The sequence below is a fragment of the Enterococcus sp. DJ147D b genome (assembly GCF_058216655.1).
Window position 1 is genome coordinate 1,136,708 of record NZ_CM177104.1, and the last position, 14,454, is coordinate 1,151,161.

Genomic DNA, 14,454 nt, shown 5'->3' on the forward strand with positions numbered 1-14,454 from the left:
AAAGTGACACAAGAGGAATTACAGATGCTAGTTGAAGCCATTTCGATTGAGTGGTTTCAACAGCCGTTTACACATGAAGCTATATTTAACGCACGCCTGAAAACAACAGGCGGACGTTATCATTTGAATGATCATCATTTAGACTTCAATCCGTCGATGTTTGCTCAATCTGATGAACAAACAGTTGTCGGAATCATTAAACATGAACTATGTCATTACCATTTGCATTTAGCTGGTAAAGGCTATCATCACCGAGATAATGACTTCAAACAGTTGTTACAACAAACTGGTGGATTGCGTTATGCGCCAACTGTAGCAAAAAAAAGCAGTAAAATTGAATGTTATCAATGCGTAGGTTGTCAGACAATGATTTATCGAAAACGGAAAATTGATACAAAACGGTTTCGCTGTGGGCGCTGTCGTGGGAATTTAGTTTGGCAGGAAACAAAACGGCTAAATAACGATAACGACTAAATAGATAAGGAAAGGAGTATTGTTCGGATGATTGATAATTGGAATCAGCTACTAACATTTTTAGCGGATCAACCAGCTATGGATGTAGCTACACATAGACAAACGGCTCCGCTCCTAATCCTTGCAGGGAACGGATTGCCAGTTTTGGTTGATCATGCAGCTGATCTTTTGCAAAAAAAACAGATTGAACAAATTTTTTTAGTAGGTGGAATAGGTCATGCGACACCAATACTTCGAAGAAACTTTGAAGAGCAAGGATTTTTATTTTCAGAAACACTTAGTGAAAGTGAGATGTATCGTTGTTATCTACAAGAAAAATATCATTTTTCAGATGCGCAGTTAGTCATTGAATCGTACTCCACAAATTCTGGTGAAAATGCTCGATTTGCGTTAGATAAATTGCAAGAGATACAGTTATTCCCACAAAAGATTTTATTGATGAATGATCCTATATTACAGCGACGAACAAGAGCAACTTTTGAAAAAGTATGGGAGAACACAACTGTTGAATTTGAAAACTATGTACCGATCGTTCCACAATTAGCACGTTGGTCTGATGAAGAAACAAATACTAGCATGGCGTTTACACAATCAGAATTAAACCATCAATGGCCATCGGATTACTTTAAATCATTAGTCTTAGGAGAAATCGCTCGCTTACATGATGATGAATACGGTTATGGTCCCAAGGGAAAAGGCTATCTCAACCATGTCGAAATTCCGACAGAGATTTGGACAACTTATCAAGCCATTCTGGGCCAGACAAAATGGCAATTTTCTCGTTCTTAACTCATTATTTTGCAAGAAAAAGCATTTGCGAACAAATTTGGTTGAAATTTTTATTTGTTTATAAGATAATGAAAATCGTGTTGAATATGTGAATGAATGATGGATGATAGATAAGAGAAGAGGATTCAAATGACAAAACAAGAAAAATTATATCATTTTGTTGGTATCAAAGGTTCAGGTATGAGCTCATTAGCGCTTGTATTACATGAGCAAGGACTAAATGTCCAAGGATCAGATATTGAAAAATATTTCTTTACACAAAGAGATTTAGAAAAAGCAAATATAACAATTTTGCCATTTAGTGCAGATAACGTTAAATCAGGTATGACAGTCATCGCAGGGAATGCGTTTCCTGACACACATGAAGAAATCCAACGTGCCAAAGAACTTGGACTTGAAGTAATTCGTTACCATGATTTCATTGGTGATTTTATTCAAAACTATACAAGTATTGCAGTAACTGGTTCACATGGTAAAACAAGTACAACTGGGTTACTTTCGCATGTATTGACAGGTGTTCGCCCAACTAGTTATCTGATTGGTGATGGTACTGGACATGGCGATCCACGCGCAGAATTTTTTGCATTTGAAGCTTGCGAATATCGTCGTCACTTTTTAGCTTACTCACCTGATTATGTGATTATGACAAATATTGATTTTGATCATCCTGATTACTATACAAGCATTGAAGATGTATACAGTGCATTCCAAACAATGGCGCACCAAGTGAAAAAAGCCATTTTTGCGTATGGCGATGATGAATATCTAAGAAAATTAGAGGCAGATGTGCCGATTTATTACTATGGTATTAGTGATAACGATGATATCCAAGCACGAAATATTGAGCGTACAACAACTGGTTCAGCTTTTGATGTGTACCATGAAGATGAATTTATTGGCCATTTTGTGGTTCCAGCTTTTGGAAAACATAATATTTTAAATGCTTTAAGTGTCATTGCAGTTGCTTACTTTGAAGACTTAGATCTTAAAGAAGTATCAGAAGAAATGTTGACTTTCCCTGGTGTAAAACGCCGCTTTAGCGAAAAAATCGTTTCAGATATGACAATTGTTGATGACTATGCACACCATCCAGCAGAAATTCGTGCAACGATTGATGGTGCACGTCAAAAATATCCAGATAAAGAAATTATTGCTGTCTTCCAACCACATACATTTACGCGAACTATTGCGTTGATGGATGAGTTTGCTGAAGCATTAGACTTAGCTGACCACGTATACTTGTGTGATATTTTTGGCTCAGCTCGTGAGAAACAAGGGGATGTTAAGATCGAAGACCTTGGTGAAAAAGTTCAAAAGGGTGGTCAAGTTCTGAAAGAAAATAACGTTTCACCATTGTTAGATTACCATGATGCAGTTGTTATCTTTATGGGAGCTGGTGATGTTCAAAAATTTGAACAAGCCTATGAAAAACTATTGAGCAACACGACAAGAAACGTCTTGTAATCATTAACAAATGGCGAAATCAATCAAAAGCGGCCAAAAAAGTTTTGTCTTTTTGGCTGCTTTCTTGTATACAAAAAGCGTAGTTTTCATAACTTGCCTTTTTGCTTGGTTTTGGTACAATTGTTCTTGAGTAAAATAAAACTGGAGGGTTTCTATTTTGAATATAGGTAAACCGAGAAAATTAGGAAAAACAATAAATGAGTTAGAGGAAGGCGACTCGTTGTCTTTAACAGAATCAATTGAAGACAATCAGCTGTTGCTTTATTTAGGATTAACAAATGATGCGAATCCATTATATATTCAACATGATTTTGCGCAAAAAACAGAGTATCAACAACCAATTGTGCCATCTGTGATGTTAATGGGTATCATTACAAGTGCTGTTTCTAAGCATTTACCTGGTCCAGGCTCGCACGTTGTGAATTTTTCTGTTAATTTTATTGAACCAGTTTTCCACTACGAAACATTGACTTTCCAATTTGAGGTCATAAAAGTAGACAAAATGAAAGACGTCGTTACGATTTCTGTTGAAGCAGAAAATAGCGAAGGCAATCGCGTACTCGACGCTGTGGTGATGGTTCAGCCACCTGCTGATCCAGAACTAGAAATTGAATTTGAAAGTGAAGGTGAATTAAATGAATAATCAAAGCGTAGCAAATGAAGGAATCAATCGTTTCTATTCTAAAGTGTATGGCTACTTAGGAGTAGGATTGGCGTTAAGTGCATTGACTTCATATTTAGCACTATCCGTTTTTCCACAACAAGTGGCAGCATTTATTAATGGTTTTCCATTAGGTTTTATAGGACTTTGGATCGTTCAAATCATTTTAGTGTTGGTGCTAAGTGCGAAGGCACAAAAAAATCCAAGTTTAGCGATTGGAGGTTTCATCGCCTACTCATTACTAAATGGATTGGTATTAGCTGTGACACTTGCTTTTTATGATATAGGAACAATTACGCAAGCATTTTTGACGGCAACAGGTATGTTTATCGGTATGTCAGTTGTAGGCATGGTTACTAAAAAAGATTTGAGTGGGGTTGGTCGTGCAGGATTAGCTGCATTGATCGGTGTGATTATTGCTATGTTTGTCAATATTTTCTTGCTTCATAGTAGTGCAGTAGATTTCTTCATCTCAATCTTGTTAGTTTTGATCTTTGCTGGAATCACTGCTTATGATAATCAAAATATTCGTAAAGTCTATATTCAAAGTAATGGAACTGCAAACAGTGGCGTGGCAGTGTTTATGGCTCTTCAATTGTATTTAGATTTTATCAACTTGTTCCTTGCATTTTTACGAATTTTCGGAAGAAACAATTAATTTTTAACATTGAGGCGGGTAGGAGATAAACATTTTCTCCTATCCGTTTTTTCTTTTCGCTTTCCAAGACATTCTTTGTTAGAATAAATAAGAACTTTACGGATGAGGAGCTAATTGACATGACAAAAAATAAATTATTATTGGTCGACGGGAACAGTGTCGCCTTTCGCGCATTTTTTGCGTTGCATAATTCACTAGAACGTTTTAAAAATCGAAATGGATTGCATACCAATGCAATTTACGCTTTTAATACAATGTTTGAGAATGTGATGCAAAAAGAACAACCGACACACGTATTAGTTGCCTTCGATGCAGGAAAAACAACTTTCCGTACAGAAATGTACGCTGAATATAAAGGTGGACGTTCAAAAACACCTGGTGAATTCAAAGAACAGATGCCTTACATTCGTGAATTGTTAACAGGGCTCGGTGTAAAATATTATGAACTACCAAATTATGAAGCCGATGATATTATTGGTACGTTGGCAGAAAAAGTAGATAAAGAAGTATTTGATGTTGTTATTCTTTCAGGGGATCGAGACTTGACACAATTAGCTACGGATGATGTCAAGGTGGATATTACTGTGAAGGGTGTTAGCGACATTGAAAGTTATACACCCGAACATATTGCTGAAAAGTATGACGGATTGACACCTAAACAAATCATTGACATGAAGGGGTTAGCTGGTGATGCTTCTGATAATATCCCCGGTGTAACCAAAATTGGTGAAAAAACAGCGATCAAATTACTCAAAGAATATGGCTCGGTTGAAGGAATCTATGAACATATTACTGAAATGAAAAAAAGCAAGATGAAAGAAAATCTGATCAATGATCAAGAACAAGCTTTTCTGTCCAAAAAATTAGCGACAATCAATACGGATGCACCTGTTGATGTTGCGATTGACTCATTGAAATATGAAGGAAAAAACTTAGAAAAATTAGTACCATTCTATCAAGAGATGGAATTTAAGCAATTTTTGGCTAAGCTTGATATTCATGAGGAAGAACCAGAGCTATCAGATGTTCTATTTGAAGTAGTGACAGATTATCAACCAGAAATGTTTACCACAGATATGGCACTGTATGTCGAAATGTTAGGGGAAAATTATCATACAGAAGACATTGTTGGTGTTTCTTGGGGAACAAAAGAAAAAATTTATGTGACCAATGACCTTGGTATTTTCGAAAGTGAAGCATTTGAAGATTGGTTGAGTGACGGAACACGTCTGAAAAAAGTTTACGATGCAAAGAGGACGTATGTGGCTTTAAATCGTTACACGGGTAAGACACAAGGGATTGATTTCGATGTTCTTTTGGGCTCTTATTTGTTAGATACTAATGATAAAAGTAGCGATATCGAAGGTGTAGCTGCACATTATGGTTATCAAGAGATCCAATCAGATGATGCAGTTTATGGAAAAGGTGCGAAAAAGGGGTTGCCTGAAGAGGAAGAAGTTTTCTTTGCGCATCTTGCACGTAAAGTGGCGGCAATCAACGCACTGACACCAATCTTGAACAAAGAATTAGAAGAAAAAAATCAAGCAGATTTGTTTTATAAAATGGAGCTGCCATTGTCACAGATTTTAGCAGAAATGGAAATCAGTGGAATCAAAGTCGATGCTTCTCGTCTACAGGAAATGAAGATCGAGTTCTCAGAACGTCTAAAAGAAATTGAAGAAAAAATTTATGCGGAAGCTGGCGAAGAATTCAACCTAAATTCACCTAAACAATTAGGTGTTATCTTGTTTGAAAAAATGGGTCTTCCCGTTATTAAGAAAACTAAAACGGGTTACTCAACAGCGGTTGATGTGTTAGAACAATTAAGAGAACAAGCACCAATCGTTGATGACATCTTGGTCTATCGTCAAATTGCAAAAATTCAATCTACTTATGTAGAAGGACTATTAAAAGTGATTCAATCAGATGGGAAAGTGCATACTCGTTATGTTCAAACACTAACCCAAACTGGCCGCTTGAGTTCGGTTGATCCAAACTTGCAAAACATTCCGATTCGTTTAGAAGAAGGTCGGAAAATTCGTGAAGCATTTGTTCCAAGAAAAAAAGATTGGTTGATTTATTCTTCTGACTATTCTCAAATCGAGCTACGTGTATTAGCACATATTTCTGATGATGAACATCTGAAAGAAGCCTTTTTGGAAGGGCAAGATATCCATGCAAGTACAGCAATGCGTGTCTTTGGGATTGAAAAAGCAGAAGATGTAACACCAAATATGCGTCGCCAAGCAAAAGCCGTTAACTTTGGAATTGTGTATGGCATCTCAGATTATGGTTTGTCACAAAATCTTGGTATTTCTCGAAAAGCGGCACAACAATATATCGACACGTATTTTGAAAAATATCCTGGTGTGAAGTCATACATGGAGCGTATTGTTCGTGAAGCAAAAGATCAAGGCTTCGTGGAAACACTGTATCATCGTCGGCGCTATTTACCAGAAATCAATTCAAGAAACTTTAACTTGCGTTCATTTGCAGAACGGACGGCTATCAATACACCAATCCAAGGTAGTGCAGCTGATATTTTAAAAATCGCGATGATTGATTTGGCGCAACGATTGAAAGATGAAAAACTAGAAGCAACAATGTTATTACAAGTACACGATGAATTAGTTTTTGAAGTTCCAGAACACGAATTAGAAACATTAGATCGATTAGTCAAAGAAGTGATGGAAAATGCTGTTTCGCTTCATGTGCCATTGATTACTGATAGTAGTTGGGGAAAAACATGGTACGAAGCAAAATAAAAAAGAAAAAGGTGAAGAAGAAACATGCCTGAATTACCAGAAGTTGAAACGGTCCGTAAAGGGCTAGAACGTTTGGTCACAGGAAAAAAGATCCAAAAAGTGCAAGTCTTGTGGCCCAAAATTATTGAACAACCAGAAGCACCGATTTTTGAGGCAACATTGATTGGCGAAACCATTGAATCAATTGGACGCCGAGGGAAGTTTCTGATTTTTCATTTAACCAATTATGAGTTGATCTCTCACCTGCGAATGGAAGGAAAATATTCTTTTGTAGAAGAAAATCAACCATTAGATAAACATACTCATGTCATTTTCTTTTTTGATGATGGCAGTCAGCTTCGCTATAATGATGTTCGAAAATTTGGGCGGATGACGCTAGTGTCAAAAGGACAAAGTGATACTTATCGTGGAATCATGAAATTAGGTCCAGAACCACTACCAGATTTATTTACTTTATCAGCATTTGAATCAGGTCTTAAAAAATCACACAAAGCAATCAAACCGTTACTGTTAGATCAGCGTTTAGTAACGGGCTTAGGAAATATTTATGTGGATGAAGCATTATGGGAAGCGAAAATCCACCCAGAACAGCCTGCCAATACATTAAAAAGAAAAGAGATCGAGACACTTCGATTAGCAATTATTGATGTATTGGGGCGAGCAGTGGAAGCTGGTGGAACAACGATTCGTAGCTATCTCAATGCGCTTGGAGAAGCGGGTAGTTTTCAAATGGCCCTTCATGTTTATGGTCAAACAGGCCATCCATGTGTCCGTTGTCAAACACCAATTGTCAAAATAAAAGTTGCACAAAGGGGGACTCATTATTGTCCAAAATGTCAGCAACTAAAATTGCCAAAGTAGGTTTCGTTTTAGGTTTAACTGGAAGTATTGCAACAGGTAAAAGTACAGCAGCTGAAGTTTTTAAAAAACATGGGATTCCAGTAATTGATGGTGACGTAGTGGCAAGAGAAGTTGTCGAACCTGGAACTGATGGTTTGATGGCAATCGTTGAAGTATTTGGCAAAGAAATCTTGAATGAAGATGGTACACTAAATCGTAAAAAATTAGGTACTGTCGTATTTGCAAACGATGAATCGCGGCAAACCTTAAATCGTGTATTGAATCCGTTTATCCGTGGACGTATCAAACAACAAATTGCTGAGAAAAAAAGACAGAATCCCTTAGTTGTTGTTGATGTTCCTTTACTGTTTGAAGGGCACTATGAACGTTACATGGATGCTGTAGCAGTTGTTTATACTACAGAAGCGATTCAGCTTGAACGATTGATGAAACGAAATCAATTAACAGAAACTGAAGCATTAAAACGAATAAAGACGCAGTGGTCAATCGAAGTGAAAAAAGAACGAGCGGATATTTTGTTTGATAATACTCGAACAAAAGAAGAATTAGTCCAACAAGTCGAGTCATGGCTAAAGCAACAATCTTTATAACAGATTAAAAATACAAAAGCAAAGTGCTTCGTTAGCTAAACGGAGTGCTTTGCTTTTTAGTTTAATGCTTTTTTTGCTTACAAGTCATCAAAGACGTGAAATAAGTATTTTTACATCTATGAGAATGATCAATTAGTCGTATATTTTGAGTATCTTGTTCATTTTTGTTATGCTAAAGATAAGAAAAGGGGAGGGATTTGTATGGGAAATATCAAGAATCAAAAAGATAAAGTTGTCGGATCTGCCAAAGAAAAGATTGGTGAGTTACTTGATAAAGAAGAATTAAAAAATGAAGGCCGTGTACAAGCCGAGATTGGGAAAAAGAAAGCAGACCAATATAAAGAACGAATTGCTGAACTAGATGATCAACAAGCAGAAAAAGAAGCACGTCAACAAGATCTGACACAAGAACGAAAAAAAGAAATGACTGATCGAACAAAAAAGCCACTCCCAGACGCTGAACACATCCCTGATGAACAAAAAATTGAAGAACAACGGTTAAAACATTACACTGGTATTGAAGAAAAATTGTAGTTTTTGAAAACATGAGTCATGTTTTCAAAAGGAAACAGTTGAAAATCTTTCACAGTTTCGTTTTGATCGTCAAATGAGTTGTGATAAACTTTTGTCACAACTCATTTTTTTGCGATGAATGGATAAAAACGCTTTATGGCCGATGAAAACTGCATCTTTTTAGTTGAGAAAGTCGCTTAACATAAAAGTTTCATGTTATAATGCAACTAACTATGAAAGAGCAGAATGTTCTTTTTATAAAACTTAAATGATACATGAGGTGAACTAAATGAGATGTCCAAGATGTCAACATAATAATTCCCGTGTTATTGATAGTCGTCAAGCAGATGATGGTCGGGCGATTCGTCGTCGACGTGAGTGTGAAAATTGCTCATTTCGTTTTACAACATTTGAAAGAATCGAAGCTGCACCACTGCTAGTTATCAAGAAAAACGGTGAGCGTGAAGAGTTTAATCGAGATAAGATTTTAAGAGGATTGATTCGTTCAGCCGAAAAACGTCCAGTTGCTATGGAGCAAATGGAGCAAATTGTGAACCATGTAGAAAATCGTGTCCGAAGTTTGGGCGAAAACGAAGTATCAACCAATTTAATTGGGGAATATGTCATGGAAGATCTTGTAAATTTGGATGAAATTGCCTATATTCGTTTTGCAAGTGTGTATCGCCAATTTAAAGATATGTCTGTATTCTTAAAAGAGTTGCAAGATATCGTAGAGAAGGCAAAAGAAAATAACAATTCTAAAGATACCGAAGACGAAAGTACAGAATAAAGGGGGCATTTCCTTGGAAAATGCTTGGAAAGAGCTTCAACCAAAAAATATCTACCAAGGAAGAAAGCGGAGTCCTTTAAAAGAAGAAAATCGAAATGCGTTGCTCTATCTTTACCAACCTTTGATTGGTGGAGAAGCGCTTAGTATTTATCTTACTCTTTTGACAGAAATTTCTTTAGAGACTGGCCAAGGACCAGAAGGACTTCACGCAGATTTATTGAGTAGTCTTGGTTGTGGTATTCCTCAATTTTACGAAGCACGAAAAAAACTTGAGGGAATTGGCTTATTAGATGTTTATTATAAAGAAGACCCTAGCCTAGGTGCATGTTTCCTGTATGAATTACTGGAACCAATGTCGGTGAAACAATTCTTTATGGATTCTGTTTTAAGTTTTTTACTATTAGAAAAGGTTGGTCAACGTCGCTTTGATCAGTTAGTTAAACATTTCGAACCAAAAAAACTTTCAACAGAAGGCTATCAGAAAAAAACTAAAAAATTTTTAGAAGTGTACCAATTTAACGAGGCATCCTTTGCCGCTGACAAACAGCAAATCGAGAAGCTGGAAGAAACATTTACTGAGCAAGCAATAACGAAACGGTTACCTGAAAAAAGCACGATTGACTGGTCTTTTTTGACAAACTGGTTGCAAAAAAAACATATTGACAAACCAGATGAACCAACCATCAAACAACTCGAAATGTACCAACAATTGTATGGATTGGATGATTTAGCTTTAGGTGAGAAAATCGTTGAAGCGTACGACTTCACAGAGCAAAAAATTTCTTTGAAAGAACTTCAAAAAATCTTTTTGGCAAACCCTGTGAGTCAATCATCTACGCTAAAGGTACCTGCAGAAAATCTAGACAGCACCGAAATCAAAAAGGTGGAATCAGCGCCTAATCATGGACAACTGTCTGCAGCCTCTGTGCAGTTAATCAAAGAGGCCCAAAGTGTTCCGCCAATGAAATATTTAGAGTCAATCAAAAAAGAAAAAAATGGGTATGTATCTAAATCAGAAACGTGGTTGATGCAAGAGCTTGTTTCTCGCTCAGGGCTTCCAAGTAGTGTCATCAATGTGCTATTGAATTACGTATTGGTCATCAAAAATCAAGCAAGTTTAGGGACAAACTATGTCAACACAATTGCTAACGAATGGGCACAACAGAAAATCATGACAGCGGAAGATGCTATTGCTCATATTAAAAAGAAAAGCCAAGAAAGCGCAGAGAAAAAGCAAACGAGAAACTACTCAAATACTCGTCGAAATGTGCGCCGAGAAAAATTACCTGATTGGGTAAATCAACCAAAAGATGAGAAGAAAATCAGTCAAGAAAAACAAGCAGAAATTGATCGTCGCTTTAAAGAATATCTTGCTAAAAAGGAGGGTGACAACTAATGGAAGATGTTGGAAGAGAGCTAAAAAAGATCATTAGCAAACGTAATTATCAAGAAAAGTATGCCGAAATGATTCAAGAAGTATTGAATGATTCAGATGTTCAAGCTTTTTTGGCAGAACACCAAGAGCGTTTAACACAAGCAGATATTGAAAAAAGTTATGCAAAACTTTATGAGTTTGTTCAAGAAAAGCGAAAATATCAGAAAAATGATCCAACAATGATTGCACCAGGCTACGAGCCAAAACTGGTGTTGAACTTTCATTATGTGGATGTCACCTACGTACCGACTGAAGCATTAATTGCTCGACAAAAACAAGAAGAAATCCGTAGTCGTGTGAAAGCAATGGATATGCCGAAAGATATACAAACGGCTACATTTGAAGGATTTGAGCAAACAAGTGGCCGTAGTGATGCCTTTTTTGAAGCATTCAATTTTGTGGAGCAATACACAAATGATCCTAAAGGTTACCACAAAGGGCTATATTTAGTTGGAAGCTTTGGAATTGGTAAAACGTATTTATTAGGTGCAATTGCACATGACCTAGCAGTTGCAGGGTATACAACTACGCTTGTTCATTTTCCGACATTTGCAGTTGAAATGAAGCAAGCAATTGGAAAAGACCAAGTTTCGGACAAACTAGATGCGGTGAAGCGCTCGCCCGTCTTAATGATGGATGACATTGGAGCCGATGCAATGAGTAGTTGGATTCGTGATGAAGTATTTGGTGTTATTTTGCAATATCGAATGCAAGAACAATTACCGACATTTTTCTCATCAAATTTTACAATGGATGAGTTAGAAAAACATTTGTCTGTTACACAACGTGGTGATGAAGAACCATTAAAAGCTAAACGTATTATGGAACGAATTCGTTATTTAACAAAAGAAATCGAGATGACTGGAAAGAACCGTAGAAACAGCTAAAAGTGAATAAAAGAACGGGAGATGTGGTTTATGAAGCGAATAGTATCTTGCTTGACCTTAGCGACAACATTTTTATTATTGACTGCTTGTGGCAATCAGTCTACGAATGATGGACAAACAACTGAAACGACTTCTAATTCATCGACACATGATCAAAGTGTTTTTACTGGGACGGTCGAAGAAGTAACTGAAAGCGACGAAGAGGATCAAATCATTCGCGTAAAATTAGTTGACGTCAAGGCAAAGATTGATCCTGAGAATATTGGAACATCATTTGAGCATGACGGTGTCATTCTGAATGCACCAGCAGAGAAAATCAAACCCAGCGTGGATGCTTTGTCAGAAGGTACAGAGATCGAGTTGACCTTGGCTAAGACACCTGTAATGACAATGTCGTTGCCACCACAAATTCCAGGGAATTCAATTATTCAAGTTTTGGCTATCCAATAACTGAATGAGCTAAGCAACCGATTTTTTAATTTCGCAGGAGTGGCGAAGTTGGGAAATCGGTTTTTATGTTAGCGTAGTAAGATAACTTGAATTCTTCACTTGTACTTTGTCAGCTACAATAGGGTGAAGGAACGAAATAGTGCACTTACTTATGAACGATATCATAGTACGATGTTCAAGTGAAAAGAATAAAAATTTTGAAAGAGGGATATCGAGAAAAAGGATTTTCTGTCCTATCCCTCTCCTTATTTTATGGAGGAAATGCTATAATGATTGGAAAAGGAGTGAGGTTATGAACCATTTAGATTTATCGCGACGCTTAGCTGCTGTTGGAGAATTTGTTCCTGCAAAAGCGCGTTTAGCAGATATTGGCTCAGATCACGCCTATTTGCCGGTTGCATTGATGCTAAAAGGAAAAATTGAGTTTGCAGTTGCTGGTGAAGTGGTGAAAGGTCCATTTGAGTCCGCGCAAAAACAAGTTAGAAAAGATGGCTTAGAAGGGCGTATTATTGTTCGTTTGGCGAATGGTCTGGCAGCAATTGAACCATCAGATGGAATTACCGCCATCACGATTGCTGGTATGGGTGGCGCATTGATTCGTGATATTTTAGAAGCAGGAAAAACACGTCTAACTCAAAAGGAGCGCTTGATCCTTCAACCCAATATTGGTGAGCGTACGCTTCGAGTTTGGTTGCAAGAAAACCAATATCAGATTATTGAAGAAGTTATTTTGGAAGAAAATAAAAAAATCTACGAGATTATCGTGGCGGAAAAAGCGACTAGTCCAGTAACTTACTCTCCAGAAGATCTGATGTTTGGACCTATTTTACGAAAAACAAAGAATGCTATTTTCAAAGCAAAATGGCAAAGAGAACTTACGCAACGTGAAGCTATCGTTCGGCAAATGATTCAAGCAAATAAAGGTGCCGAAATCAGCGAACGCCAACAAACATTTGAAGCTGAAATCAAACAGATCCAGGAGGTGCTGAAATGATTAATGCACAAACATTCATTAATCGTTTTGAACAGTATTGTCCTCAATGGCTTGCAGAAGAAGGCGATCCAGTCGGTCTACAAATTGGCACATTGAATAAACCAATTCAAAGAGTCATGATGACGTTAGATGTTCGTCCAGAAGTAGTCGAAGAAGCAATTGTTAAAAAAATCGACTTACTAATTGCCAAGCATCCACCGATTTTTCGTCCAATCAAGCAGTTGACTACTGATGGTCCGCAAGAAAAAATGTATGCAGATTTACTGAAACATGAGATTACCGTTTACGCCGCGCACACAAATATGGATATTATTTGGGACGGATTAAATGACTGGTTTTGTGAGCAACTAGGTATTCAGGTTGAAAACTATTTAGTAAAAACACATGAAGTAGGATATAAAAAATTAGCAGTTTATTTACCTGTTGAGAATGCAACAACTATGCGTGAAGCTCTTGGACTTGCTGGTGCAGGTCAATTAGGCAACTATTCAAACGCAAGCTTTACCTCAGTCGGGCAAGGTCGTTTTACGCCTTCACAACAAGCACATCCAACGATTGGAACACCTGGTAAAGCAGAAAAAGTTCAAGAAGCAAAAGTGGAAGTGATTTTTCCAGAAACAATTGAGCAAACAGTTCTTCAAGCCATGAGAGCGCATCATCCATACGAAGAAATCGCTTATGACTTGTTTTCAATTGATGCACCAAAAGAAAGTTTTGGATTAGGACGTATCGGAACATTGCCACAACCATTAGACCTAACAACGTTCATTGAAAAAGTCAAAACGGGACTTCAAGTTGATGACTTACGTGTCGTTTTACCACCTCAACTAACTGAGCCAAAAGTTCAGCGGATTGCGATTTGTGGTGGAAGCGGTGAAAAATTTTATCCGTCTGCATTGAAGCAAGGCGCAGATGTTTACATTACGGGGGATCTCTACTATCATACAGCACAAGACATGCAAAGTGCTGGTCTGATCGCGATTGATCCTGGACATTATATTGAGTCATTATGTAAAGAAAAATTTGTTGAAAAATTTGAATCTTGGAAACAAGAAGAACAATGGGATCTTGATTTTTTTGTTTCTGAAACGAATACAAATCCATTCCAATTTCATTAAAAAGG

15 protein-coding genes are annotated in these 14,454 nt (G+C 37.1%); all 15 read left to right on the plus strand.

All coding sequences use genetic code 11. The annotated features are described in order from the left end of the window. The first annotated feature begins 3 nt into the window (after window positions 1-3). The 15 genes from AC4BD1_RS05460 (at window position 4) to AC4BD1_RS05530 (ending at window position 14,449) form a co-directional block, all read left to right on the plus strand. Entirely contained in the window at window positions 4-474 is a 471-nt protein-coding gene (locus AC4BD1_RS05460; RefSeq protein WP_206908929.1) for a SprT family protein, read from the plus strand. A 27-nt stretch (window positions 475-501) separates the two neighbouring features. After that, entirely contained in the window at window positions 502-1,263 is a 762-nt protein-coding gene (locus AC4BD1_RS05465) for a YdcF family protein (protein ID WP_206908931.1), read from the plus strand. Window positions 1,264-1,392: 129 nt separating this feature from the next. After that, window positions 1,393-2,727 carry a UDP-N-acetylmuramate--L-alanine ligase gene (gene murC / locus AC4BD1_RS05470; protein ID WP_490467188.1) on the plus strand — a complete coding sequence of 445 codons (1,335 nt, stop codon included), beginning with the start codon at window positions 1,393-1,395 and terminating at the stop codon, window positions 2,725-2,727. Between the two features lie 157 nt (window positions 2,728-2,884). Beyond that, window positions 2,885-3,370 (plus strand): MaoC family dehydratase, encoded by a 486-nt coding sequence (locus AC4BD1_RS05475; protein ID WP_206908935.1) that lies wholly within the window; start codon window positions 2,885-2,887, stop codon window positions 3,368-3,370. Further along, on the plus strand, window positions 3,363-4,046 hold the full coding sequence (locus AC4BD1_RS05480; protein WP_206908937.1) for a Bax inhibitor-1/YccA family protein: 684 nt from the start codon (window positions 3,363-3,365) through the stop codon (window positions 4,044-4,046). The genes AC4BD1_RS05475 and AC4BD1_RS05480 overlap by 8 nt, the downstream gene beginning before the upstream one ends. Before the next feature lie 119 nt (window positions 4,047-4,165). Further along, window positions 4,166-6,811, plus strand: coding sequence for a DNA polymerase I (polA, locus tag AC4BD1_RS05485; RefSeq protein ID WP_206908939.1), 2,646 nt, complete (start codon window positions 4,166-4,168; stop codon window positions 6,809-6,811). Between the two features lie 24 nt (window positions 6,812-6,835). Continuing rightward, a complete protein-coding gene (mutM, locus tag AC4BD1_RS05490; RefSeq protein ID WP_490485950.1) occupies window positions 6,836-7,672 on the plus strand; it encodes a DNA-formamidopyrimidine glycosylase in 837 nt (278 codons plus the stop codon). After that, a complete protein-coding gene (gene coaE, locus AC4BD1_RS05495) occupies window positions 7,645-8,262 on the plus strand; it encodes a dephospho-CoA kinase (protein WP_490467293.1) in 618 nt (205 codons plus the stop codon). The genes mutM and coaE overlap by 28 nt, the downstream gene beginning before the upstream one ends. Before the next feature lie 201 nt (window positions 8,263-8,463). Then, the gene (locus AC4BD1_RS05500; RefSeq protein WP_206908945.1) at window positions 8,464-8,796 is read left to right on the plus strand and encodes a CsbD family protein; all 333 of its coding nucleotides are present in this window, start codon (window positions 8,464-8,466) and stop codon (window positions 8,794-8,796) included. Between the two features lie 268 nt (window positions 8,797-9,064). After that, window positions 9,065-9,565 carry a transcriptional regulator NrdR gene (gene nrdR, locus AC4BD1_RS05505; RefSeq protein WP_206897794.1) on the plus strand — a complete coding sequence of 167 codons (501 nt, stop codon included), beginning with the start codon at window positions 9,065-9,067 and terminating at the stop codon, window positions 9,563-9,565. 13 nt (window positions 9,566-9,578) lie between these two features. Then, complete coding sequence (locus tag AC4BD1_RS05510) at window positions 9,579-10,961, plus strand: replication initiation and membrane attachment family protein (RefSeq protein WP_206908947.1); 1,383 nt, start codon at window positions 9,579-9,581, stop codon at window positions 10,959-10,961. Continuing rightward, window positions 10,961-11,887: a primosomal protein DnaI gene (gene dnaI, locus AC4BD1_RS05515; protein ID WP_206908949.1), complete on the plus strand. Its 927-nt coding sequence runs from the start codon at window positions 10,961-10,963 to the stop codon at window positions 11,885-11,887. Before AC4BD1_RS05510 ends, dnaI begins: the two co-directional genes overlap by 1 nt. Window positions 11,888-11,917: 30 nt before the next feature. Further along, the gene (locus AC4BD1_RS05520) at window positions 11,918-12,337 is read left to right on the plus strand and encodes a hypothetical protein (RefSeq protein WP_490467189.1); all 420 of its coding nucleotides are present in this window, start codon (window positions 11,918-11,920) and stop codon (window positions 12,335-12,337) included. 292 nt (window positions 12,338-12,629) lie between these two features. Next, window positions 12,630-13,331 (plus strand): tRNA (adenine(22)-N(1))-methyltransferase, encoded by a 702-nt coding sequence (locus tag AC4BD1_RS05525; RefSeq protein WP_206908952.1) that lies wholly within the window; start codon window positions 12,630-12,632, stop codon window positions 13,329-13,331. Beyond that, window positions 13,328-14,449, plus strand: coding sequence for a Nif3-like dinuclear metal center hexameric protein (locus AC4BD1_RS05530; RefSeq protein WP_490467190.1), 1,122 nt, complete (start codon window positions 13,328-13,330; stop codon window positions 14,447-14,449). Before AC4BD1_RS05525 ends, AC4BD1_RS05530 begins: the two co-directional genes overlap by 4 nt. Window positions 14,450-14,454: the final 5 nt, after the last annotated feature.